The organism is Pseudoalteromonas sp. NSLLW218, from assembly GCF_015864775.1.
In the GTDB taxonomy this organism is placed as follows: domain Bacteria; phylum Pseudomonadota; class Gammaproteobacteria; order Enterobacterales; family Alteromonadaceae; genus Pseudoalteromonas.
Genome location: NZ_JADYWO010000004.1, coordinates 1 through 25610, shown reverse-complemented (window position 1 = coordinate 25610; position 25610 = coordinate 1). Strand labels below are relative to the sequence as shown.

The following is a 25610-nucleotide window of genomic DNA, read 5'->3' as shown; positions in this document are numbered from 1 at the left end:
AAGCTATTACTCTCTCAGGGTAATAATTTATGTGCAAATCAAACTCTTTAAAGGAAAAGTCAATGGCCAAACAAACCATCACAGTGATCAAAGGCGACGGCATCGGTCCGAGCATTATCGACTCAGCACTTGAAATATTAAAAGCCGCAGGTTGCGACTTTGATTATGAATTTGTTGATGCTGGCCTAGCTGCACTTGAAAAAACAGGTGAGTTACTTCCACAAGACACGGTTGATACAATAGCTAAAAACAAAATCACTCTTAAAGGCCCATTAACAACGCCTGTAGGTGAAGGTTTTACGTCTATTAACGTAACACTTCGTAAGCAATTTGGTTTATACGCTAACGTACGTCCTGTTAAATCATTTGTTGGTACTAAAGCTCGTTACGACGATATTGATATCATTACTATTCGTGAAAACACGCAAGGTATGTACTCAGGTGCAGGCCAAATAGTAAGTGAAGACGGTAATGAAGCAGAAGCAAAATCAATAATTACGCGTGAAGGCGCAGAAAAAATCGTAACTTTTGCATACGAGCTAGCGGTACGTGAAGGCCGCAAAAAAGTAACAGCTGTTCATAAAGCTAACATTTTAAAATCAACATCTGGTTTGTTCTTAAAAGTTGCGCGTGAAGTAGCTGAACGTTACCCACAAATTGAATCAAACGAAATGATTGTTGATGCAACGTGTATGAAACTGGTAATGACACCTGAAGAATTTGACGTAATTGTAACGACTAACTTATTTGGTGATATTTTATCTGACCTTTGTGCTGGTTTAGTTGGCGGTTTAGGTATGGCTCCAGGTGCTAACATTGGTGAAGACGCAGCAATTTTTGAAGCTGTACACGGCAGTGCTCCAGATATTGCTGGCAAAAACCTAGCTAACCCAACGTCTGTAATTTTAGCATCTATCCAAATGCTTGAGCATTTAGATATGGGCGACACAGCAGAGCGTATTCGTAGTGCTGTTGCTGATGTAATAAAATCTGGCGACCGTACAACTCGCGATTTAGGCGGCAGCCACGGTACAACTGATTTCACTCAATCAGTAATTGACCGTTTATAATTAATATTTGTTATTAATTTCAAAAGCCCGCTAATTTAGCGGGCTTTTTTGTGTTTGCTAGCTGCGTTTTATCCTAGGTAAGCATAAAAGTAATAACACTAATAAACCTGCCAATGATCCGCCACTTGAACCAGAACTACTTTGCTGCTTTTGCACTGTAAGGGATAGCTCTTTAGTAAAAGTATCATTTGTTTGAGTATCAGTAACACTCAACGTTACATTAAATGCCCCGTCAGCTTGATAAGTATGTATTGGGTTTTGTAAATTTGATAGCGCACTGCCATCACCAAAATCCCAACTGTAAGTATAACTATTAAAGCCACCGGTCACTTGCGCATTAAATTGAGCGCTTAAATCATTTACTGTAACGTTTGCATCTATGCTAAGCGGAACAACTGCAGTTACATCAACCGCTTTAGTTTGCTCCGTGCCTTCGTTATCTGTCACTGTAAGCGTTACTTGGTAATCACCAGAGTATAAATAATTATGGGTGATCGATTGCGTCGTTAAAGTACTTCCATCCCCTAGCTGCCAATTATAAGTATACGGTGCTACTCCACCTGTAAACGAAGCTTGAGCTGTCAATATTCCTTGGTTTACTTCATATTCAATTTCATTTACAGATAATGGTTTAACTAGTGTAACTTCAACTACAGTTACTTGCTGTGAAGTACCATTGCTAGCAGTAAACTCGACATCGTAGGTGCCATAGTTTTGGTATGTATGCGTTGGATTTAACTCTGTGCTTGAGCTGCCATCGTCAAAATTCCACGCAAATTTATCCGCAGGTGTTAGGGTTAAACCTTCTATATTAAAATCAACGATTAAACCTGTTTTGGTAAAATTAATACCCTTAATAACATCGTAATTAAGCTGTACTTCTATGTCTTCACTGTCAGCTGACTGGTTTATAATATTAAACCCAAAACCAACCTGTGGAAGCACAACACCCGATGGCTGTTGCGCTGAAAAACTATAGTCGGTTTTATCAGTAAACTCTGTGATAGCTGATAAATCATCATCACCTAACCCTGCCCTTTGTTGATATAGGCTAAAAGCAGCATCACGTATTTGAATTGCTGAAGCAGCGGGAGTTTGCGTGCTGCCTTTATTTATTGAACGCTGATCGGCATCTACCACTAATGCAAAACCACTGCCTGGATGCTCTGTCGTGTTGTTATCCGCTTGAGATTCATCGCTATACCACAACAATAATCCTGGTGAGTACTGCTCTGCTTGCAAACTGCTGTCAACACCTGTGTACGAACGCAATTGTAAATAGTAATGTGATGGCGATGCGTACGTATAACTACCAACTTTTGCAAAGCCATTAAATTCAGTGTTAATTTGATCTTGTGCATTATTGTGCCAGATTAAGGTATCACTTTGCTCAATACGCATATCATCAACAACAAAACCATAATAATGTGTGTTCGCATCTGTAATGTATTCAATTTTCAAATCTATTGTTTGCCCAGCATAAGCTGATAAATCAAACTTATGAGTTAAGTATCCATTGGGTTGCTTAGCATCGCTATTTAAAAATGAATCACCTGAAATATACGGACCAATATTGCCATAATATGGGTTAACTGCTTGTGTATAATTACTAGCAATAGGCTCCCCATTTACTTTTACTTGTACTAAATCGTAATCGCGCTCAATACTGTAATAAGCAATAAAGCTTAAAGTAAGTGCCTCAGTTGTGCTTGGTAGCGCTATGGTATTAACTAAGCTGTTGTTAATGTTATCGCCCGTATTTGAATAGTACTGAAAATCACCTTCTACTGGCGTTTTAAATTTTTCGAGCCTTGGAGGCAGTGTCACTTTTATTTGGTTTTGTAGTTGTGAAGTGCTCGCAGTATTAATTAATGTCTGCTGTGAGTTAGCGTCTATCTCATCCATATCAAGCGTTAGCTGATTAACCCAATTTCCCTGGTATCGATTTTGTAAATACTCAAGTGCATAAGGGCTAAACATAACGGGCTCTGAACCTCTTGGCGAACCTGCCCAACTTCCTGTAGACATAACTGACCAAGACGCGACGGGCTCACCTACCGTGTTAGACTGTAAGTCGTATTCATCCAATAATCCCAAGTCATGCCCAAACTCATGCACTACCACACCAATACCAGCATCAATTGGATTAATTGTGTAACCAAAGAGTTTAATACTGCTGCCTGCAATCTCGCTCGGGCCGCTATTTTCATCAAATACATAATAACGATGGGACCAAATAGCATCGGTGCTTAGGTAGCCACCACCTGCTTCTTCGCCAATACTTGAATGAAAAATCATTACATGGTCAATAATGCCATTAGGCTCGTTAAGGATTCCATCGCCATCAATATCATCTAAATCAGTTAAATCATAATCAGCTAAATTAATATTAAACTTTGCAACCGCCTTCTCCACAGCCTCTTTGACTAAAGCGGGCGCATTTTTATCTCGTGTTGTACCTTGGCGTTCACCATATACTTTTGCGTTATTATCAGCGCTTACCCAACCATATACTTGCCCGGTAAAGTTTAAACTATTACCAGACGCTGCTTTATAATAATCAGCAGCTGTTGATAAGCTTTGCCCATCAGGACCTGCATAACCTTGGGTATTAAAAAGCATTTGCTGATAGTGCTCAGTTGAATATTCAACGTAAAACATCTCTGTATCTTGATCTACAAGCTGATTATCGTCATGTTTGAGATCAGGAAAATCAATTAAGATAGCTAACACTTTTACATCATTAATGCTTTGATCTGGCACTAGCGACGTTGAAAAAGCGGCTTGTTGTTTATTTGTGTTTGAAAAATCAGTAGAGGAGGATTTAAATTGCCTAAAGCCATTTTTAATTGAGTGATTGGCAACCTCAATATTACTCATATACGACTTAAATGAACTATCTAACTCACTTGAAGGTACTTGGTCTCTTTTTTTAAGCCAATATAAAATACGTTCTTCGTTAGTTATACCAACATCGTGTGGGCTTAAACTATTAGCCGCTACGATAGGGCTTAATAGCGTAGATAAAAGCGCAATTAACGTCACTTTTTTCACTGTGTTTTCCTCAAACAGAATTATGTAGTAATCATACCTAATAATAAAAATTTAAACATGCGATAAAAACATATAGTTAACATATGTTCTGATAATTATGGGTTCATAAATACTTTTATATTCTAATTTTATAGTACAGCCAATAAATGCATAATTTCTGCTAGGTAACTCACTTAACGTTAATATTTTTGCAGTTTTAAATTAATAAAAGACGAAAAACGAATTTAAAATGCAAATAAGCACTTTCAAGGTTGACATGAAGGCTCAAAACCCTTAAAAATAAACCCATACAGAATTTTTAATTTAAAAGCAGTGTTTTGCTAATAGGGTAAAAACTATGAACACACATATTAACCTTTTAGTCGTACTCGTACTGGTCTTAGTTATAAGCCCAGCGGGGATGTATTAAAAGGTGATACTGCTTTTTAAAAACCCTCGCACTACGCGGGGGTTTTTTTATGCATAAAAAAGCGCACAGAGGAATGAGGATGAGCAAACAAGAATATAATGGCTCTGAACTAGTAGTTCAGGCATTAAAAGAGTTAAAGGTAAAATACATATTTGGCTACCCCGGTGGTTCGGTTTTAGACCTATATGATGCACTTTTCCAGCAAGATGATATTGAGCATATACTAGTTCGTCATGAACAAGCTGCAACGCATATGGCTGATGGTTATGCCCGTGCTACAGGAGACGTTGGTGTTGTACTTGCAACCTCAGGCCCAGGCGCTACAAATTGTATAACGGGTATTGCAACAGCATACATGGATTCAATTCCTATGGTTGTATTATCAGGCCAAGTGCCTACAAATTTAATTGGTGATGATGCATTCCAAGAAACTGATATTGTTGGCTGTTCTCGCCCGGTAGTAAAACACAGCTTTAACTGTCGAAGTGCTAAAGAAATCCCAACAATCTTAGCTAAAGCCTTTTACATAGCCAGCACAGGCCGCCCGGGGCCTGTTGTAGTTGAGCTTCCTAAAGATATGCTTAACCCTGCTATTAAGTTTGAATACGAATTTCCTAAAACAACAGAGCTAAGAACATACAGCCCTAATACTAAAGGGCACTCAAAACAAATTCGTAAAGCGGTAACGACTATTTTAGAGGCCAAAAAACTGGTTATCTATTCTGGCGGTGGTATTGTTATTTCAAATACGTCAGAGCAATTAACGCATTTAGTTGAATCGTTAAATGCACCCATTACAAATACACTAATGGGGCTTGGCGGTATATCAGGTGTACATCCAAACTTTGTAGGTATGCTTGGCATGCACGGCACACTTGAGGCTAACAAAGCAATGGCCAATGCTGATGTGATATTAGCCCTTGGTGCACGTTTTGATGATCGTGTAACAAATAACGTTAAAAAGTTTTGTCCTAATGCCACAATTGTACATGTAGATGTAGATCCAACTTCAATTTCAAAAACAATCAAAGCGCACATACCGGTTGTAGGTTGCTTAGCAACAGTACTCGAACAACTACAAGCTGGAATTGATAAAAGCCCAATTAAAATAGATCGCAGCGCACAAGAAGATTGGTGGCGTCAAATTATTAGTTGGCGTGAACAAAAATGTTTAAGCTACAACACTGATGGCGACAAAATTAAACCACAAGCCGTAATTGAAGCTGTTTATAAAGCCACTAATGGCGATGCTTATGTAAGTTCTGACGTTGGTCAGCACCAAATGTTTGCAGCGCAATATTACCCATTTAAGCACCCTCGTCAGTGGATAAATTCAGGCGGCCTAGGCACTATGGGCTTTGGCTTACCTGCAGCAATGGGTGTAAAACTAGCCTTTCCAGACAAAGAGTCTGTATGTATTACGGGTGATGGCTCTATTCAAATGAATATTCAAGAGCTATCTACCTGCTTACAATACAACCTAGCGGTAAAAGTTGTATCACTTAATAACCGCTCTTTAGGTATGGTACGCCAATGGCAAGATATGGTTTACGGCGGACGTCATTCATCATCTTACATGGACTCGCTACCTGATTTTGTTAAGTTAGTTGAAAGCTACGGGCATGTAGGAATACAAGTAAATACACTTGATGAATTGCAACCTGCTATAGATAAAGCAATGTCAATTAACGACCGATTAGTCTTTTTAGACATAAACGTTGATGAGAAAGAACATGTATACCCAATGCAAATCAAGTTAGGTGGCATTGATGAGATGTGGTTACGTAAAGGAGTAAAAGCATAATGCGTCGTATTTTATCTATTCTATTAGAAAACGAACCCGGTGCACTGTCGCGTATTGTTGGGCTTTTTTCACAACGTGCATACAACATTGACAGCCTAACTGTTGGCACAACTGATGATCAATCATTGTCACGTATTACTATTACTACTATGGGTGACGACAGAGTTGTTGAGCAGATCACAAAGCAAGTTAACAAGTTAGTAGATGTGCTTAAAATTATCGATTTAACAGAAATGAGCCACATTGAGCGCGAGCTATTACTTGTTAAAGTATTTGCTCAAGACGAGACGACTCGAGCAGCGGTTACTCGCGTAGTTGATGTATTTCAAGGTGTTATTTTAGATATGGGCCGACAAAGCTATAGCCTGCAACTAGTGAGCAGTACAGACAAAATAGAATCGTTTTTAGACACACTTCGCCATGAAACCGATATTATTGAAGTTGTACGTTCTGGTGCTGTTGGTATTGGGCGAGGCGATAAAGCGCTAAAAGCATAACACTCATCTATTAAAGCCGTTATATAGCGGCTTTTTAAACATAAAAAAAAAGAGCTAAATAGCTCTTTTTTTAATTTAATTCGTTAAACCTATTAAGGGTTTACTTGGTCTTTAAGACCTTTACCTGCTTTAAAGCTTGGGATAGTTGCCGCTGCGATTTGGATCTCAGCACCCGTTTGTGGGTTACGGCCAGTGCGAGCTGCACGTTCTTTTACTGAGAAAGTACCAAAACCAACTAATGCTACTGAATCACCTTCTTTTAAAGAAGAAGTTACAGCACCTGTAAACGCGTCAAGAGCACGAGTAGCAGCGGCTTTAGAGATTTCTGCATCAGTAGCAATTTTTTCAACTAATTGAGCTTTATTCATTGTTAGATTCCTATTCGTTATTATTTTGCCTTCGCAAAACCTATCTTTATGCATTTTTAAAGAGTTAGCAACAGCAAATTGCATTTTTTGCTTAAATTCTTAAAAAATGAGTAAAATTTAAATAATTCTCGGTAAAATACAGCATGTTGGGTTAACAAAGACTTAATTTGAGTACAATTTTGGCGCAAGTTAAGCAACTGGGTAAATAAGCTATATTTTTTCGATAACTAAGGTCACTTCCCCGACCTCGACTCCAAACTTAACAATAGACGTGCGGTTTATCAAGCGCGATTGTGTAACCAAGTACATCCAATCGTCAAAATTCACTTCCAAAGTACTGCCATCGTATGGAAGTTCAACATCATAATTCCAGTGAAATACACTGCCATCACTTTTACCTTTTGCTGTACCTATAACATCAGCTGCCGACCCCGTTAAACTATTGTCTTCATTTAATGTTATTTTCCAGATTCGTTTTTGGGTTTCACCATCATCATAAACAAAGTCCTCTTCAATAACGCCCTGGTTACCGTCCCAGGTCGCATTCATATCTACGACAAGCTTTCGGGTCAATTCACCTTTAAAGTCTTGTACAACACCATAGGCTTTCAAATTTCCGCTAAAAAACGTTTTAAAGTCGAAATTTGGCGATGTATTTTTATAATGTTCAACATTTGGTGCCGAACAGCTAATTAAAAGTAGAGCCGAGACGGTCATTACAGCTGCTTTCAACGTGTTTAATATGTTCATATTAATTCCCTAATAGTTGCTTTCGTAGTTTTGGCTCAGAGGTTTTTTTATCAAGCCAAATGGCTAAAAAGTCACTCGAAAATTGAGGCTCATTAATTTCACCAATTTTTTCATCATTATGATAAAAAGTGCTCATACCTTGCTCATTTGTGATTAACGTTAGCGAGTCACCCTTTTTTATATCAGGCCAAATAGACAACAATTTACTGTCATATTTGTCAGCTAATTCTGTTTTTCCAAGATGTTCCCACTGCTCATTTGTTGCTTTAACTATTTCTTTAGCTTCAAAGTCGCGTAAATAGGTAAGCTTAAACTTAATAGGATGTGTTCCTGCGCTGTAATTACCTGAAGGGGTAAATAGCACAGCGTCATATACATCCCAAAATAAATACTCCATTCGTGCTTCGCCTACTTTATTAAATTGTGTGTTAGCTAAAACAATTGAAGTTGTAAGCAAATAAAAAGTAACTGCCTTTAGTAAAAATTTCAAAATAAGTTCCCTTTGAATAAGTGAGTAATGTTGCCAAATGAAAATTTGTGGGCGTTCAGCGATTAATAAACAACTTAATTTTTTGGTTTATAAAAAGGATAGCGGTAAACACTGCAGACCATATCGCTCCATAAACAAGCCAAAATTGCCATAAAGGTAATCCCAGGCTTATTACTTCAAAGCGAGCACCTGCCCAATAACTTGCAGGCGCAAAAGCAATACATACCAAAAAGGCCTGCCAAAGTTTTAATCTACTTAAAAAGACCATAGAGGTATTTAAAGAAAGTAATAATGCAGCCCATAAAAAAGCGAGCCATAGTGGGAAGGGATATACTTTAAATTCTAACAAGCCTAGCTTTACCGCTATAAATTCTAATAACAGGGCTAAAGGTAGGGCTTTAATTAATAGTAAGGAGTCTTGTTTTTTCTGCTTTGACAACAAAAACATTAAAACAATAATCAAGCCACTAAAAATTAGCGAATCAGCTTCAAGCAGTAATGATAAAAACCACACTGCTTGAAACAAAACAAAATTAGTAATTGAGCGCAATATCATCGTTATCGCTAATAAAACGTGGTTTACGCGCCATTAAATGCACTGTACTTGTTGCTCTAGCTCTAAATGCACCTTCACAATAAGCAAAATAAAATAACCATAAACGATAAAAACGTTCATCAAATTTAGAGCGGTCTAAATCAGGCCAGCTTTTTATAAAACGAGTTCGCCAATCCGCTAATGTTCGTGCGTAGTGAGCGCCAATATCATTAACAGTGTGAATAACCATATCGGTATTATTTTTGATTTGCTCACTCATTTCGTTAAGTGATGGCAAGCACCCACCTGGGAAAATATACTGTTGGATAAAGTCAGAGTTTTTTAAGTAGTGCTTATAACGCTGATCGCCAATAGTAATTGCTTGTATAAGCATTGCGCCGTCGTCTTTTAAGAGCTCACCACACTGAGTGAAGAAGCTAGGTAAATAGTCATGACCAACCGCTTCTATCATTTCAATAGAAACAAGTTTGTCGTATTTACCTTTTAGTAATCTGTAATCGAGCTTGAGTAATGTTATTTTATTCTCAAGACCAAGTTCAACAATTTTTTTAGCTACAAAATCATGTTGCTCATCAGATATGGTGGTTGTTGTTACATGGCAATCGTAATGTGTGGCTGCGTATATAGCAAAAGCCCCCCACCCTGTACCAATTTCGATTACTGAATCATTTTTTTGAAGCTCAACTTGCTCACAAATGCGTTTAAGCTTGTATTGCTGTGCTTCTTCAAGTGTTGCTTCTTTTGTAGGATATACAGCACTTGAGTAAAGCATTTCTTTACTTAAAAATGATTCGTACAAATCATTACCTAAGTCGTAATGAGCAACAATGTTCTTTTTAGAGCCCGATTCTGAATTTTTATTTTTTGTGTGATTAAATCGGTGTGCGATATTACTAAAAAATGCGAATTTTTTTTCAAACTCATCGAGTTGCTTTTCGTTTATAGCAAATATTTCTATAAATGAAGTTAAGTTGTCACAAGACCAGTGACCCAAAATATACGCTTCACCAGCGCCAACGCTCCCAGATAATGCAAACGCTTTATACATAGCTTTATCGTTAACTGTTACTGTTGCTTTTAACGCAGACGATACATCGCCAAAAACTGTACGCTCATTTCCTTCAATTAAAACAACTTGACCTGTTTCAATTGACGAAAAGGCTTTAGTCACTAATTTTTTATATATATTAGTTAACCAACTAGTGCTTTGTTCGCAATTTAAGCTCGACACTTTATCCATTAAAATACCTATTAATTGTCCTGACTACCTATGTGCTTTATGGCTTACCTGAGTGACCTAAAAAAGGCACTCGTTTTAAAAACAACTTTAATGCTTGATAATAAATACCTTTGAAAATAGACCATGTCATGGCCGGAAAACGTTTAAACAACTTATTAATCTCTTCGTTAGTGAGTTCTTTACGTTTTAAACGAAGTGTTGCATCAAATAATAACTCTTCATTTCGCTTATTTTCAATGTGTATCAATGTTTTATCAGGCGATTGTTTGACATGCCAATGATAGTTCATATCCAGATTCATAAAAGGTGATACGGAAAAAACCTTCTTAAAGTTCACTTTTTTTTCTAAAGGGACTAAATAATAATGACGTTCGTTCCAGGGGGTATTACTCACTTCAGCAATCATATACTTAAAACGAGTATCGTTGTGGCCAAAAAAATAAAAATTAACAGGGCTAAAATACACACCAAAACAACGAAATTGCCCTAGCATGTAAATATGAGAAAAGGTTTCGGTAATACCTAAATTGGCAAGTTGTTCATGTGCACGCTCAATAAGAGGTCGTTTAGCAAGTTGTGAGGTGCCTTTAAGATAATCAGCTTCATTAAATTTTAACGCTTTTAATCCTGAAGTACCTATGTGTTTATGCACACCATTTAGTTGTTGAGGATTATTTAAGTCTACCCACATCATATACAATGGATAACTAAAACGATGTTCTTTAACAGCAAAACGGCGATGTTTTACATCGCCTAAATACACTGCACTAGTCAAATTCGACCCCAAGTTGCTTGGCTACATCTACACCACTGTGTACGCCATCTTCATGAAAACCATTGTACCAATAAGCACCACAAAAATAACTATTGTTTTGTCCATCAATACTGTGTTTAAGTTTTTGAGCAGCAATTGACTCTTGGTTAAATACAGGGTGATGATAAGTAAACTCGCGCAAAATTTTACTTTGGCTTATTCCTTCAAGGTGATTAAGCGTTACACAAAACTGTGTATCCGATTGTATACCTTGCAAAATATTCATTTGGTAAGTAACAACAGCTGCTTTATCAGTATTGTTATTAAGTAGGTAGTTCCAACTTGCCCATGCTGCTTTTCTATCTGGTAAAAGGTTTGTATCGGTGTGCAGCACCACTGAATTCTCAGTGTAAGCTATTGCACCCAATACTGACTTTTCTTGCTCAGTCGCATCACCAAGTAGTGCAAGCGCCTGATCTGAATGACAAGCAAATATTACTTTATCAAACTTACTTTGCTCACCACTGGCAAACTCTATTGTTACTTCATCATTTTGACGTGTAACAGATTTGATGTTTGTATTGAGTTTAATTTTATCGGCAAAGCCTCTTATCAGCGGCTTAATATACTGACGAGAGCCACCTGGTACTACATACCACTGTGGTCTGTTTGTTACATCTAAAAGGCCATGATTAAAGAAGAACTTAACAAAAAATTCAACGCCTACATTTTCCATTTCTTTAATGCTGGTAGACCAAATAGCCGCGCCCATCGGAAGGATATAATGGTATTTAAAAAAGTCATTAAAGTGATTGTCGCTAAGCAGCTGCCCTAATGATTGATCAGACTGGTAATTATCTTTTTCATGTAGTGCTTTACACAGTTTGTTAAACCTAACAATGTCGTACAATAATCGCCAAAACTTAGGTCTAAAAATATTACGTCGCTGTGCAAATAGGCTCGTAAATGTATGACCATTGTATTCAAAGCCAGTGGCTTCATTATGAACACTAAAGCTCATTTGCGTTGTCTGTTTATCTACACCAATACGCGATAATAACTTTTCAAAGTATGGGTAAGTTCTGTCGTTAAATACAATAAAGCCAGTATCTATTGCGTATTTTATGCCGCACACATCAACGTCAACCGTTGCAGTGTGGCCACCTATATAATCATTTTTTTCAAATACGGTTACATCGTAATGTTTGTGAAGCAAATGCCCACATGTTAAACCAGATACACCAGTTCCTATTATTGCTATTTTTTTCAACGGGCTAATCCTTTTGCGATTTTAAGCCAAATTGGGAGTGGTAAAATACGTAATGCTTTTAATATAAGTGTAAAACGGTACGGAAAGTGAACATCTTTTCGGCGCTTATGTATTCCCTTAATCATGTAGTCAGCTGCTTTTTCAGCGGTAACAGCCATAGGCATCGGGAAATCATTTTTATTAGTGAGCGGAGTTTTCACAAAGCCTGGATGAACTAAAGTCACATCAACATCATCTAAATCAACAGCTAAGCTTTTTGCTAAATAACTTACACCCGCTTTTGATGCACCATAAGCTTCTGAACGAGGTAGCGCAAGATAAGTAACACTTGAGCTAACTAAAACAAGCTGGCCGCCTGAATTTATTTTAGGAAGTAGCGCTTCAAGGCAATACCCCATAGATAGTAAATTCACATTAATTACACGCTCAAACAATGCACTATCAAAATTTCGCGCGTCATCTATGTATTCACAGTTACCCGCGTTTAAAATAACACGGTCAAAATGAGGGAAGCCAATAGTAGACTCTTTAATGTCATGTAGATTAGTTGCATCAAATTTACATGCTTGAATATTGTCGTATTTAGCAAGCTCAGCGAGCTTTTCATTATTACGGCCACAAGCTATAACAGTGTCTCCCAACTGCGCATATTTAATTGCTAACTGCTCACCAATACCTGAAGTAGCACCCGTAATTAGTGTGATCATAATTAACCTGCCCTTTTATCAATTAGCTTTATAACACTACCAATTAAAGGAATATGCTTATATAACAACTCGCCTACATTAAAGTAATCTCTGTGCTTGATAATTTTGCCACTTTCAAAAATAAGCTTACTATGACCTTCTACCGAGATAGTTTTACCTGATGAAAGCTTTGGATGTGCGTAGTGCATAGTCCAATAAATAAAAGCATTGTTTCCGCTATTAAACGAATCACTAATATCAAACTGGCAATGCTTAACATTGCTATATAAGTTAGCAAAGTATCTGCGCAATTCTACAATGCCATTAATTTCATGCATCGGGTCTATAAACTGTATGTTGTCACAGTAAATATCACTCAATAAATCAAGGTTAGTGCTATCAAGCTGTTGGTATATTTCAACAAATTTATCTACTGGTAACTGGTTATCCATATCACACCTTAAATGCAGCAAGTGCACGTTCTCGTGCCGCTTTATGATCAACTATTGCTGGCCAGTAACATTCCTTATCTTTACCTATTGCGGCTAAATAAGTGTGTGGAAAATGAATGTGTTTATCTGGCACGTTTTCAAGCTCTGGCAAATACTTACGGATAAACTTGCCAGTTGGATCAAAGCGCTCGCTTTGTCTGATAGGGTTAAAAACTCTAAAGTAAGGCTGAGCATCACACCCGGTACTTGCAGCCCACTGCCAGCCACCATTATTTGAGGCTAAATCGCCATCAATTAGGTGCTGCATAAAAAAGCGCTCACCTTCGCGCCAGTCTATTAATAAATGCTTAGTTAAAAAGCTCGCAACAACCATACGTAAACGATTGTGCATCCAACCGGTTTGCTTTAGTTGTAGCATTGCAGCATCCACTAACGGGTAACCTGTTCGCCCTTCACACCATGCTGTAAATTCATTTTCGCTTTTACGCCACACTACGGCGTTATACTTTTCGTTAAAGTTATCACCGCGCGAAAGCTTCGGAAATTCAGCAATTAAATGCCTGTAAAATTCGCGCCAAACAAGCTCGTTAATCCACGTAAACGTTTTACTTTTTGACGTAGTTAAAATATCAGGATAACGCTGCTGAATATTAATAAGCAGCTGTTTAGTGCTTACAATACCCAATGCTAAATACGGGCTTAAACCTGATGTGCCTTTTACGCTGGGTATATCACGCTGATCGTCGTAGCTTGTAAGCTTGTCACATATAAAGTTATCGACCACGGTAGACAGTGTATCGTCGTCAACCGGCCACTTATCTGAGCATCCATCACTTTTTAGTAAGTCGCTTTCATCAAATTTTATTGGATCAGAAGTTAGAGGCCATTGAGGCAAACTAAAGTGTGTATCTTGATACTGCTTTAGCCATGCTCGCTTAAATGGAGTAAACACTTTATACATTTCATTACTTTGATTTTTAACCGTTCCAACAGGTGCAATCAAATCACCTTCGTACAAAGTAAAAGTAATAGAAAGCTCATCGCATTCGTGCAAAATTGCTTTATCGCGGTTTACTTCATTAAGCTCATATTCTGTATTAGCAATTACATGTTTTACATCGTTTGATTTACAAAAATCAATAAGCTCACGCGTACAATCGCCAAAGCTAGGCGCTTCAATAACATGTAAGGTAATGCCATAATCAGCAAGCTGAGATTGAAGATAAGTAACTCGGCGCTTGAGTAAGTCAATCTGGATAGGCGCAGCTTGGTGTTGTTGCCACTGTTTTTCAGACACAAAAAAAATGGCGTGTTTAGCGCCATTATTTAGCGCTTGAATTAACGCTTCGTTAGAAAAAAGGCGCAAATCGCGCCTAAACCAAAATAATGTATCCATTAAATACCAAATCGTAGTTTTAAATCGTGAGGGTAAGGGTTAAAAAACACTTGTTTTTCAAGGTACTCATTTGGGTGAACCTTCAAATGATGTTTTAGCAAAGTAAGTGGTACATACAATGGCACCAACCCTTCGCGGTATTCATCTATTGCATCACGAAGTTCTTGTTTTTCAACCTTCGATAAAAATGTTTTAAAATAACCTTGTAAATGCATTAGCGTGTTGCAGTTATTTCTTCGAGAAGCTGGCTTTTTAAGACCCGTCATCAAACCTAAAATATATTCATCAGCAACTGCGCTTATATCGTCACCTACATATGTTCCTAACAGGTTACCCAAATCACGATAAGCTTGATAGTTATGGGCCATCAACAAGTACTTATACTGAGAATGAAATTGAGTAAGCTTATGAACCGTAAGCGGCTCTTGTACTAATTTTTGCCAGTTTTTAAATACGTAAATTCTCATTACAAAGTTTTCACGTAAGTGCATGTCATTTAAACGTCCGTTTTCTTCACATGGCAATAATGGGTTATGCTTCATTATTTGCTCAGCAAAAAAACCAACACCTTCTGAGGTGTTACCTGTTCCTGCTTCATTGTAGATTTTAATGCGCTCCATGCCACAACTTGGGCTTTTTGCACAAAATACAAATCCGCTTAGTTCTTTAGCTTGTTCAGTTGCAACTTTTTTACCATATTCGGTAAGTTGCTGGCCTACTTCACCGGTGCCATCTGGGCGGCATACTTTAATAGTATCACCCACTTTAACCTGGCGAATAGTTGGACGGGGTATTGGTAAACCTACCGCTACTTCCGGACAAAACCGTGTGTATTCAACGTGTTTACCTAGCTCATCCATACAAAAATTTGACTTTTTATGTCCTGTGTCAAATCTAACTTTTTCGCCTGCTAAGCAGGCGCTTATACCTATTTTTATTATATCTGTATGCATATATTCTCTTAGTAAATCAAATTACCTATTGGATTTAGTAACTTGCTGAAGCCCTTATTAAAATGTAGCGCACTACTGACAACTGTAAAGCATAAACATCCATCTTTTGTTAAAGGTGTATGTTGATGACTACCATCTTGCCAAATAAAGTCGCCTGGTACGTAATTACCATCTTCATCACTAAACTCACCGTCTAGTAGTAAAGTAACTTCAAATCCGGTATGTGTATGCTCAGGAATTTCGCCGCCAGCATCAATATGTAGCAAGCTAGAACGCAGTGCACCATCATCTAATGCAACTCGAGAACGCGCTAACTTACCAACTTGTGTAAACTTACTATGAGAAATACGTGTTAAAGCACGTGGAAGTTGATAGTTATGCTCATTCACTTTAATAGATACAGGCTCTACTTCGTAAACTTCATCAATAGAATCATCAGACATGATCATATCAAGTACATTTAGTTCAAATTCTTCAAGTAAATCAGATTTCTCAGTTTGAGATTTCTCAAATTGAGCAGGCTCTTCACTAAATAATGCATTTGCATTACTTGCTTCAATTTTAGCTACTTTAGCTTGGCACACAGGGCACATATCTACGTGAATAGAAACGGCTAAACTCAATGATGTAGCAAGTGATGCATCGCAATACTGTGTCAGTAAAGTTTCACTCGGGTGATGTTTAATCATGCTGATCTCCCATTTCATTACGTAATTTTTGCAAGGCCAAACGTAACCGTGATTTTACCGTGCCTACTGGAATATTAAGTTGATGTGCAAGTTGCTCTTGCGACATGTCTTGGAAATAAACGCCTCTTACCACTTCGCGTTGAGCAATTGGTAATTTGTCTAAATAGCGCTTAATTTGCTTATCTTCTAAATGATCACTGTACTCATGATGCGTATCTTGTGAGTCGTTTAGTAACGGCCAAATATCTTCGCTTATATTTTCTTCTTTATTACTTTTCATCTTACGAAGCATATCGAACGACGCGTTACGCATAACGGTATAGACCCACGTAGTCGCTGCACCTTTATCACTGTGATACAAATGTGCTTTACGCCAAACAGAGGTTAGCGTTTCTTGCACAAGCTCCATTGCTTGAGCTTCAACACCAAACTGCTTTATTCCAAAGCGTTTAATTTTTGGCGCAAAGTATTCAAATAAATAAGAAAACGCTTTTTTGTCGCGTGATTGCGCAACATCTATAAGCGCTTGCATGAGCTCTTTACTCGGCGTTTCTGGCATGGCAGTGTACTTACCTGTATTAGGTTCACAACGTGGTGACTGTTGTTGACTTACCATAATAATTTATCCCGTTATTGCTTTTGTATTAAGTAATACGGGCAATAATTAATTTAGGATCATAAAATTTAGGCAAATTCGTTATTAATCACAGTATGGAGGAAATTCAGTAAGTTATCAAAATTCGTTTCAAATGCAAGTTGCTGTTTTTTCTCAATAGAAACAGGTAGGAGTTCAAGCCAACGTGCTGCAATCCAAGGAAGCTTGTCAAAATGAGTTTTCTTGTACAACAAATTAAGTTCCGTATTACCATCAAACACGTTTTTAAGCGCGTCGTGTAATAGGTAATGTTCACCAATTTGATTGTTAGAATCGTTGTACCAATACGGCGTATTACAAGGCGATACTAAGCCATGACGTAATTCGTCTTCGTCTTGATAAACGTCATTAATTTGCACATTTTGCGATGCAAATACATCAATTAATAATACATCGTTATCGTCTTGGTCAAAATCAATAATATCAACAAGGCAACCTTGCGCGCTTATATTAAAAGGCGTGTCATGCTCAAACGTACAAAGCACAAACCCTGTATTATTTTTTAATGCGGTTTTAACCATATTTAAATAACGAGGCTCAAATATGCGTAATCGCGTATAACCTTCAGGTAACATAAAAATGGGTAATGGAAAAATCGCACGTTTCATAAAGTCTACTTATTTCAAACACTCTGCCTTTATTTACGTGCGCTTTTGCTAAGTCGATCAGCTTTGTATGAATCGAATTAATTACCAGCTATATAATTGGCTAAAGATTAAACCAACCTCCCATAGCTTTAAACACTTGTACCGAGTAATAAGCGCTAATCATACTGACTACGGGTGCTAACATTAATGCAAATAATCCAAGTTCACTGCTCATCGTTTTAATCCTTTAAATGATTTATTTTACGTTTTTAATACTAGTGTCAGTACTTTTAAGCGTTGTGCTATCTGTTAAAGCGGGCTCATCTAATAAACTCTCTAAAACAGTTTTGGCATCAAAATAAAGCGTTTCCTTTAATGATTTTTCAAGCTCAGTTGTGGTTTGCTGAACATAGCTTGCTACACTTTGAGTTAATATATCAGTTACATCTAGGTCCACCTCTACTGCATGTACTTGCGCAGAACCTAATACTAATAAACTTGCCATAGCGATTTTAATTGAATGTTTCATAATGGTATTCCTTGTTTGTGTATTGTTTAGACGTAATTACATACTCAAGGGTTGTGCCAACATAAAAATAAAATTTAAACAACTGTAATTAAAGAACTTTATAAAAATAGCTTTAATTTAAAAAATTCATCTCTTGTTAATTTAACCATTAAATTTAATTTTTTGACTACTTTTTAGTTAATAAATAAAAGAGGTTTAAGTGTATTAATATCGTCACACTAAATACATTTAGCGTTTATAAAAACGTCATATCTAATCGTTAAAGTGCGCACCACTATTAATAATTAAAAAAGTGCAGTATGACTCTTTCATCACGTCGAAATTTTTTAAAAACCTCAGCAGCAAGTATATTTACCGTCGCAGTATCGAGTGCCATTACAGGTTGTGCTCAAACATTAATAAACAAACCTCTATCGGCTATTGAATTTAAACACAGTGTAGCGAGTGGCGATCCGCTTAGCCATGCTTTAATTATTTGGACACGCGCAACCACTGCTCAATCAAATTTTGAAGTTACTGTTGCCTGGGAGTTGGCAAGTGATTCTCAATTTAAAAATATTATTCGTAGTGGGCGAGAACAAACAGATAAAAGCCGCGACTTTACAATAAAAATAGATGTGCAAGACCTTACTCCAAACACAGAGTACTTTTATCGTTTTATGGGGTTGAATACACAAAGCCCTATTGGCCGGGCTAAAACACTACCAATAAACAATGTTGAACAAATAAAAATGGCTGTGGTGTCGTGCTCAAACTACCCTGCTGGGTACTTTAATGCATACACTGATATCGCTAAGCAAAAAGATTTAGATGTAGTGCTACATTTGGGAGATTATATTTACGAATACCCAATGGGTGGATACGCTACCGAAAATGCTGAAAAAATTGGCCGCCAATTAGCAGCCGATAACAGCGGTGAAATTATTACCCTTAGCCACTATCGCAAGCGTTATGCTATTTACAGAACAGACCAAGGCCTTCAAGCACTTCACGCTGCAGCGCCATTTATCGCAATATGGGATGATCACGAAGTTACCAACGATACCTATAAAAGTGGTGCTGAAAATCATACCCCTGATGAGGGTGACTTTTTTAAGCGCCGCGCAGCAGCTATTCAAGCGTATTACGAATGGCTGCCAATTAGACCGCCTATGGGCGAGCAAAGCCCGCAAATATACCGTACCTTCGATTTTGGTAATTTAATAAGCTTACACATGCTAGATACTCGCGTAATAGCACGCGATAAACAACTCGCTTACAGCGACTATAAAAACCTAGAGACCAAACAAATGGATGTTGCTCGCTTTGCCAGTGATTTAAATAATCCAAAAAGGCAGTTACTAGGTAACACACAACTTAACTGGCTTACGAGTGCAATAACTAAATCGAATGCAAAGTGGCAAATATTAGGCCAGCAAGTATTGATGACTAAAATGTGGCTACCTACTGAAATATTCTCGCAATCCGATCGCACCAAAATACCCCAGGTATTAAAAGAGCTTGTTGCCATTAAAAAAGCCGTGTTAGCAAATAAAGCGGTAACACCCGCGCAACTCGCACGCGTAAATACTTTAATGCCTTACAATTTAGATGCGTGGGATGGTTACCCAAGCGAGCGCGAAGCATTATACAAAAGCGTTACTGCATTAAATAAAAAGTTAGTCGTGGTTGCAGGTGATACGCACAATGCGTGGCATGGCACATTAAAAAATGCAAAAGGCGAAAGCGTAGGAGTAGAGTTTGCAACACCAGGTGTTACATCCCCGGGTATGGAGCATTATTTAGCGCTTAATACAGCACAAGCAAAGCAAATGGCTGACTCGCTTTCATTGTTAATAAACGACTTAAACTATTGTGACTTATCACACCGTGGATACATGTTATTGACGATTACTAAAGAGCAAATCACAACCAATTGGCGCTATATAGATAACATAAACTCCCCTAGCTACAACATCACTGATCAACACCAAAGTGTTTATAAAGGCTAATACTTTTAAAAAGAAGGTAAATGTATTATTTACCTTCTTCGCATATTTTATAAAACGTGCTTAATTACAACTATAAAGAAGCGTCCACGAAGCATCACTTCCTGGAAGGCTATTTGTATACCAATTTGCGCTGTATGCATTGCCTTGATATTGCATTTTATCGTCGGTGTTATTGTGAGTAAACGGACCACCTGTGTAATCTTTGTTCACCCAATTAGGGTATGTATTAATGCCATTACAATCGGTTGAACTTACAACACTGCATCCATTTGTATCAACACTTGTACCAGCGGGTGTATCTGGGCACTGATCAATATCATCATTCACACCATCGTTATCCACATCGCTTTGTGGTTCAACTACTTCAACAACACAACCTACATTATTAACAGTTTCACCTGCAAGTGTATTAGGGCATTGATCAACACTATCGCTAATACCATCACCATCGCTGTCAGTTACTGCACAACCAATACTATCAACCGTTGTACCTGCAGGAGTGTTATCGCACTGATCGTTACTATCACTTATACCATCGCCATCAGAGTCTAAAGCAACCGTACTACCACCCCAACCTTGAATGATCTCTTTAACTTTAGTGCCTGACGCGGTTAGTGAATTCCAACTACCGCCTGGAGTAAATAACGATGCACCTTCGTTTTTATCGTTTAAAGCCCAGTTAGCGTGGCTAATATTGTTTGTTTTAAAAAATGCCATCCATGCATCGGTTTCATTAATATTAACACCACCATTGCCATCAGCATTAACTGTACCCCACTCTGTGGCGAATAGTGCAATGCCGTTATCGAGTGCAGTTTGTGCTTTATTTCGATACGATTGGCCATGCGTGCCAGCATAAAAATGCAGAGTGTAAGCAATATTGGCGCGATCTATCGGGTTTTGTGATGCCACATCCACATCTTGCGACCACGTAGGCGTACCAACCACAATTAAGTTATCAGGGTCGATTGCTCTAATTTTATCAATAACTGTTTCTGCGTAAGGCTTAATATCGTTAACCCACGAAATTTGTAACGGCTCATTATAAATTTCATAAATAACATTGTCGTACTGCCCATATTTGGTCGCTACGTCTTCAAAAAAGCGAATTGCAGTTGCTTGATCGGTATGTGCTTCATGGCTATGAAAATCAATAATAACGTACATATCTTCGCTAATAGCTGCGTTTACAACAGTATCAAGACGGCTCATATTGCCCTCCCAATCAAAGTTCAAACTACCACCGGTACTCGTACCATGGCCAATAGCTGCACGAATTAATGTTGCATTAAATTCAGTTTTTGCCTTTGCTACTGTTTCTGCTGTGTAAAATTTTTCAGCGCCCCACCCCGTATTACTCCAAAATAGGCTAGGTCCTGCAAAGCTTGTGTTTTCTCCACCCGCAAGAATTTGGTTCCCACTCACCGTTAACTTTTCAACAGCGGCATTGGCCATTGTTGAGCATCCTAATAATAAAGCTAACGATAAGCTCGCCACTTTAAAATCCTTTCTTTTGTGATTATTTGAACTGTTATTCATCGTATTTCCTTAAATTGAAATTATCAGTCGTCATTGCTTGACGTAATAAATTGACACCAAACCAATACTTAATAGCTAAACAAAGTTAATTTGGCGAGCAGAAAGTATCATTTATTTATTAACATTAAATGAATAAAAAGGTACAAGGATAAGGAATTTAATTAACTAAATATCAACAAATGAGCAATTTAACGAGGTTTGAGGATTTTACTGGGTATATACAGGCATTTACACGATGTTTACATGATGCAGGCAAAAAATCTCGGTTACAAAAAATATATATAAAAATGAAAAGGCGGTAATAATAATTATTACCGCCATTAATAATAGCTAAATATCAGGAATAAATATTAGGGAGGCAATTAATAAGCCAACCAAATCTAGCTCTGATTAATTGGCTTATTTTTTTGTGGGAAGTACTTTTCTGCCCAAACGGTATGCATCCATCATGCTCAGCACCCAAATTATAATCATTAAAGGTACATACTTATATTCAGCGAGTTTAGCGCAGGCGTCGGAAGGTTGTTGCGCGGCTTTTAAAATGGCCGTAACCGACATGGGGATTTTACCGTGTACAATTTCATTTGCAGTACACTGTGCAATCGCAAATATATCTTGAAAGGTTAAAATTAAAAGAACAGTAAATACACCCGCAAAAATAGCGCCTATAAGGTGTTTTTTTAAAGAGAAATGCCCCGCTCCAGGATAAACAATGGCGGTAAGTAAAGCAGCTTTTAGATCTTGTTTCATGGTTATTTCAGCTCGTAATATGTATTACACTAGACACCAACATAGTGAATTAATTCTCTTTAAAATCAAGTAAAAGCTAAAGTAGCGTATCAAATAAAGTTATTTAGAATTACTCACAGCTAAGATTGAAACTTTCAGCGTACAGTTGTACACTGAAATTAATTCCAATAGTGGTAGGAACAGTTATGTCGTTAGAAGCGCCTTATTCCCGTAAAGAAGAGAAATTAAACGTAATCAGCCATGCACTCGGTATTATATTTGCCGCGTTTGTTATGTGGGATTTATTTAGCCAAGCCACCAGCACTAACGCGTATGTTAGTACTGCAATTTATGGCAGCAGCTTATTTGTGCTGTTTTTGTCATCCACTTTGTACCATGGCAGTATTCAACCGCGCTTAAGAGCCTTTTATAAAAAGTGCGATCACTGCGCCATATACTTATTAATTGCTGGCACCTACACTCCCTTTTTATTAATCTCATTAACCGGTGCTTGGTCATGGGCAACACTTACATTTATTTGGGCGGTGGCACTGGCGGGCGTTGCGTACAAAGTATTTGTAAAAAACGGTAATAAAAAAATATCTCTCGCCACCTACTTGCTCATGGGTTGGTTTGCACTGGCTATTGTTTATCCGCTTTATTCAAGTGTTGATGTAAAAGCACTTTACTGGCTACTTGCCGGCGGTATTTTTTATAGTTTAGGCACTTTTTTTTACAGTGCTAAAAGCACCCAATTTAGCCACGCAATTTGGCACTTATTTGTTATTGCTGGGTGTGTTTGCCATTATATTTCAATTAGTAATTACGTTTATTAGGCTGGTTAAGTCAATTAGAATGGTCTGGTTTGAGCGAAAACCGGTCATTGAGGTTGGCTAAATATAAGTAAATTGATTGTTCAAATTGTTCTTTGCTCATATATTCATTAAAATGAGCGCTGCGCGCATATTGATTCGTTTAACTTTACCTAAAAAATTTAGAAAACTTAGTGATAGTAATGCCTTAGGTAATTTGTTAAAACTATATAAAGTAGATAAATGAGCGTGGTGTCGGTAGAAATATGCGCGACGAGCGCACTATTAAATTGTTAGGTAACCTCATGATACTTCGCGATGTCCAATTAGTTAATGGTGGTAAATCGAGTAACGAGAAGCTTGAACAAAATAAGCACTTGATGAACTATTGGAATTTAGTTGAAGATATTTTTTGTATATATCTGCCTGATAAGTTTGATTTTGCAGGGTTGGCAAAGCTGAATGTATATCTGGGAAAATATTCAGGTGAGGATTACATTCCTCCACGATCTGGTGGAATAGCTGCTTATAAAAGAGATGACTTTAGATTCGATGATTTTAGCGAGCTCTCCGACCATAATAAGTGTGTTAAGTCTCTGTATTATCTAACTGACTCTCTACAAATTATTGGAAATAGGCTCAACGTGCCTTTTGAGATATTAAACACCATTGACTTAATTGCTGAAAAGGTCTTAGGTTGTGATTTCCAGTTGGAGCGAATACATAAAAAAACCAGCAAGTGGAATAAGTCTAGGAATATTAGAGCTACTACGACCCTATCTTATAAAATTGGCGGGATAGACATCAACTTTGCATTGATCGACAAAAGTGGTAATGTTTTATACACAAAGCAATTATTTTCGAACCAATTCAGAGACTCTGTTTGGTTTATTCTTTTCCACGGAGCATGGCGTGACTCAATTTTCACAATTACAAATAGAGTTGAGAAACGTATATTTTCAATTGATACCTCGGAGTTGCCGGTTACCTAACAAAACGATGAAGACGGATTTTCTCGAAGAGCGCGTGAAAACCGCTTATCGAATGTGTTATGTTTTATGGAGAGTTCTGGTGCGAGTTCTAGCAATTTTATCATTCATTATTATTTTATCTTTTCCTGTAAATGCAAAGATAGCTGATATTTCTTGGAATGAATTCATAGAGCAAACTGAATTAGTCGCAGTTGTATCAATTCAAGAAATGAAACGTATTGATGAAGTATATGGCGTAACAAAAGTAAAAGTCCTGAAAGTTATAAATGGAACCGACAATCACAAAGAAATTGATATTGATTGGAGTATTGGAAGAATCAGTCAGCCATTATTTGATATTTACCATAATTATGTTGTCTTCTTAAAGAAAAATGATAATGGAAAATATGAAGCTTCAATTATTGGACGATCCTTTTGGAAAATAGAGAAAGACTATTCTACTCAAGAGTTTTTTGTTGATTTAGATATGGATATCTATATGATAAATTTGATAAATATACCTGAATACATTTATGACTTAAGAGAAGTTTCTCCTAATAATCAACATGGAAAACCGTATAATGTCAGAAGGGTATATTTAAAAAAGCTAACTGAATATTTTGAGTCAAATAAAACATAACAAGTGACTATGGTGTCAATTCCTAATTTCAAACCATTTTAGGATCCCACATGACACCATCCCTCACCATAGAATTTATGATTACTATAAGCTTTCTTATACAGGCAATAATAGCCACTTTTTTAGGTTTCCCTGCCGCGACTAGCCGATGATAAATAGCTTTAAATTTAGGGTTACATTGGATAGCTGACATCATTGCCATATACATTGCGGTTCTAATTTTTGGCCGTCCACCTCGTATCATCCGTTTACCCTGATAAGCACCACTTTCTCGATTAAATGGTGCAACACCAACCAGTGATGCAGCCTCTTTATTGTTTACACACCCAAGCTCAGGCATGTCACTAAGTAAGTTAAATGCGACAACATTCCCAACGCCAGGCACACTTTGAATAATGTCATTCTTGACCTTATATTCGTCACATTCTTTGATGAGTTTTTGTAGTTTCAAATCTACTTTTTCAATCTGATTTTTTAATGCCGTTAGGATAGGTTTTATTAGTGATGATATTGTTTTTGGCATTATTTGTGAACGATTTTTCTCCATCGTTTGCATATCCATTAACTGCCTTCTTCTAGAAAGTAAATCACTCATCAAGCGCATCTGCTCTGGCTTTAAAGAAGAGAGTGGTGGCTTTATTGCTTCACCAAAATGAGCGATGAGTTGCGCATCAAGTTTATCTGTTTTTGCTTTTTGGCCAATAGCGCCTGCGAAACGT

At 37.5% G+C, this 25610-nt stretch carries 26 protein-coding genes; 7 read left to right on the top strand and 19 right to left on the bottom strand.

Annotated features, from left to right (window positions below; genetic code table 11):
• The first annotated feature begins 62 nt into the window (after positions 1 to 62).
• Positions 63 to 1070, top strand: coding sequence for an isocitrate dehydrogenase (locus tag I6E80_RS07000; RefSeq protein WP_024598103.1), 1008 nt, complete (start codon positions 63 to 65; stop codon positions 1068 to 1070).
• A 57-nt stretch (positions 1071 to 1127) separates the two neighbouring features.
• On the opposite strand, the gene I6E80_RS06995 is transcribed toward I6E80_RS07000, so the two are convergent.
• Entirely contained in the window at positions 1128 to 4124 is a 2997-nt protein-coding gene (locus I6E80_RS06995) for an immune inhibitor A domain-containing protein (RefSeq protein WP_197185179.1), read from the bottom strand.
• 488 nt (positions 4125 to 4612) lie between these two features.
• On the opposite strand from I6E80_RS06995, the gene I6E80_RS06990 reads away from it, so the two are divergent.
• Both I6E80_RS06990 and ilvN read left to right on the top strand, forming a co-directional pair.
• Entirely contained in the window at positions 4613 to 6337 is a 1725-nt protein-coding gene (locus tag I6E80_RS06990) for an acetolactate synthase 3 large subunit (protein ID WP_024598105.1), read from the top strand.
• Positions 6337 to 6834, top strand: coding sequence for an acetolactate synthase small subunit (ilvN, locus tag I6E80_RS06985; protein WP_007580691.1), 498 nt, complete (start codon positions 6337 to 6339; stop codon positions 6832 to 6834). Before I6E80_RS06990 ends, ilvN begins: the two co-directional genes overlap by 1 nt.
• 92 nt (positions 6835 to 6926) lie before the next feature.
• Here ilvN and I6E80_RS06980 read toward each other — a convergent pair whose 3' ends face one another.
• The 15 genes from I6E80_RS06980 to I6E80_RS06910 all read right to left on the bottom strand — a co-directional run bounded on the left by I6E80_RS06980 (position 6927) and on the right by I6E80_RS06910 (position 18209).
• Positions 6927 to 7202, bottom strand: a complete 276-nt coding sequence (locus tag I6E80_RS06980; RefSeq protein ID WP_002962474.1) for an HU family DNA-binding protein — start codon at positions 7200 to 7202, stop codon at positions 6927 to 6929.
• 210 nt (positions 7203 to 7412) lie between these two features.
• Complete coding sequence (locus I6E80_RS06975; RefSeq protein WP_024598106.1) at positions 7413 to 7952, bottom strand: DUF3833 domain-containing protein; 540 nt, start codon at positions 7950 to 7952, stop codon at positions 7413 to 7415.
• Between the two features lies 1 nt (position 7953).
• Positions 7954 to 8442: a chalcone isomerase family protein gene (locus I6E80_RS06970; RefSeq protein WP_170071453.1), complete on the bottom strand. Its 489-nt coding sequence runs from the start codon at positions 8440 to 8442 to the stop codon at positions 7954 to 7956.
• Between the two features lie 55 nt (positions 8443 to 8497).
• The gene (locus tag I6E80_RS06965) at positions 8498 to 8998 is read right to left on the bottom strand and encodes a DUF2878 domain-containing protein (RefSeq protein ID WP_076924720.1); all 501 of its coding nucleotides are present in this window, start codon (positions 8996 to 8998) and stop codon (positions 8498 to 8500) included.
• Complete coding sequence (locus I6E80_RS06960) at positions 8976 to 10238, bottom strand: cyclopropane-fatty-acyl-phospholipid synthase family protein (protein ID WP_197185178.1); 1263 nt, start codon at positions 10236 to 10238, stop codon at positions 8976 to 8978. Before I6E80_RS06960 ends, I6E80_RS06965 begins: the two co-directional genes overlap by 23 nt.
• Before the next feature lie 37 nt (positions 10239 to 10275).
• Complete coding sequence (locus I6E80_RS06955) at positions 10276 to 11013, bottom strand: DUF1365 domain-containing protein (RefSeq protein WP_076924722.1); 738 nt, start codon at positions 11011 to 11013, stop codon at positions 10276 to 10278.
• Entirely contained in the window at positions 11006 to 12262 is a 1257-nt protein-coding gene (locus tag I6E80_RS06950) for an NAD(P)/FAD-dependent oxidoreductase (RefSeq protein WP_197185177.1), read from the bottom strand. Before I6E80_RS06950 ends, I6E80_RS06955 begins: the two co-directional genes overlap by 8 nt.
• Complete coding sequence (locus tag I6E80_RS06945; RefSeq protein ID WP_197185176.1) at positions 12259 to 12969, bottom strand: SDR family NAD(P)-dependent oxidoreductase; 711 nt, start codon at positions 12967 to 12969, stop codon at positions 12259 to 12261. Before I6E80_RS06945 ends, I6E80_RS06950 begins: the two co-directional genes overlap by 4 nt.
• A gap of 2 nt (positions 12970 to 12971) precedes the next feature.
• A complete protein-coding gene (locus tag I6E80_RS06940; RefSeq protein ID WP_197185175.1) occupies positions 12972 to 13400 on the bottom strand; it encodes a nuclear transport factor 2 family protein in 429 nt (142 codons plus the stop codon).
• Between the two features lies 1 nt (position 13401).
• Entirely contained in the window at positions 13402 to 14796 is a 1395-nt protein-coding gene (phrB, locus tag I6E80_RS06935) for a deoxyribodipyrimidine photo-lyase (protein WP_024598114.1), read from the bottom strand.
• Positions 14796 to 15749, bottom strand: a complete 954-nt coding sequence (locus I6E80_RS06930) for a DUF523 and DUF1722 domain-containing protein (protein WP_076924725.1) — start codon at positions 15747 to 15749, stop codon at positions 14796 to 14798. Before I6E80_RS06930 ends, phrB begins: the two co-directional genes overlap by 1 nt.
• An 8-nt stretch (positions 15750 to 15757) precedes the next feature.
• On the bottom strand, positions 15758 to 16438 hold the full coding sequence (locus tag I6E80_RS06925; RefSeq protein ID WP_197185174.1) for a ChrR family anti-sigma-E factor: 681 nt from the start codon (positions 16436 to 16438) through the stop codon (positions 15758 to 15760).
• Positions 16431 to 17054 (bottom strand): sigma-70 family RNA polymerase sigma factor, encoded by a 624-nt coding sequence (locus I6E80_RS06920; protein WP_024598117.1) that lies wholly within the window; start codon positions 17052 to 17054, stop codon positions 16431 to 16433. The genes I6E80_RS06925 and I6E80_RS06920 overlap by 8 nt, the downstream gene beginning before the upstream one ends.
• A 68-nt stretch (positions 17055 to 17122) precedes the next feature.
• Positions 17123 to 17701, bottom strand: coding sequence for an LON peptidase substrate-binding domain-containing protein (locus tag I6E80_RS06915; RefSeq protein ID WP_024598118.1), 579 nt, complete (start codon positions 17699 to 17701; stop codon positions 17123 to 17125).
• Between the two features lie 235 nt (positions 17702 to 17936).
• On the bottom strand, positions 17937 to 18209 hold the full coding sequence (locus I6E80_RS06910) for a hypothetical protein (RefSeq protein ID WP_170071444.1): 273 nt from the start codon (positions 18207 to 18209) through the stop codon (positions 17937 to 17939).
• Positions 18210 to 18508: 299 nt separating this feature from the next.
• On the opposite strand from I6E80_RS06910, the gene I6E80_RS06905 reads away from it, so the two are divergent.
• Entirely contained in the window at positions 18509 to 20200 is a 1692-nt protein-coding gene (locus I6E80_RS06905) for an alkaline phosphatase (RefSeq protein ID WP_197185173.1), read from the top strand.
• 60 nt (positions 20201 to 20260) lie between these two features.
• Here I6E80_RS06905 and I6E80_RS06900 read toward each other — a convergent pair whose 3' ends face one another.
• Together I6E80_RS06900 and I6E80_RS06895 are read right to left on the bottom strand one after the other, a co-directional pair.
• Positions 20261 to 21739, bottom strand: a complete 1479-nt coding sequence (locus I6E80_RS06900; RefSeq protein WP_197185172.1) for a cellulase family glycosylhydrolase — start codon at positions 21737 to 21739, stop codon at positions 20261 to 20263.
• Positions 21740 to 22138: 399 nt separating this feature from the next.
• Positions 22139 to 22489 (bottom strand): hypothetical protein, encoded by a 351-nt coding sequence (locus I6E80_RS06895; protein ID WP_197185171.1) that lies wholly within the window; start codon positions 22487 to 22489, stop codon positions 22139 to 22141.
• A gap of 185 nt (positions 22490 to 22674) precedes the next feature.
• Here I6E80_RS06895 and I6E80_RS06890 point away from each other — a divergent pair, with 185 nt between their 5' ends.
• The 3 genes from I6E80_RS06890 (at position 22675) to I6E80_RS06880 (ending at position 24891) form a co-directional block, all read left to right on the top strand.
• The gene (locus I6E80_RS06890; protein WP_197185170.1) at positions 22675 to 23304 is read left to right on the top strand and encodes a hemolysin III family protein; all 630 of its coding nucleotides are present in this window, start codon (positions 22675 to 22677) and stop codon (positions 23302 to 23304) included.
• Positions 23305 to 23585: 281 nt separating this feature from the next.
• Complete coding sequence (locus I6E80_RS06885; RefSeq protein WP_197185169.1) at positions 23586 to 24272, top strand: hypothetical protein; 687 nt, start codon at positions 23586 to 23588, stop codon at positions 24270 to 24272.
• 79 nt (positions 24273 to 24351) lie between these two features.
• Entirely contained in the window at positions 24352 to 24891 is a 540-nt protein-coding gene (locus I6E80_RS06880) for a hypothetical protein (protein ID WP_169045172.1), read from the top strand.
• A gap of 28 nt (positions 24892 to 24919) precedes the next feature.
• Here the strand turns inward: I6E80_RS06880 and I6E80_RS06875 are convergent.
• A partial coding sequence (locus tag I6E80_RS06875; RefSeq protein ID WP_197185168.1) for an IS110 family transposase occupies positions 24920 to 25610 on the bottom strand: 691 nt, incomplete at its 5' end.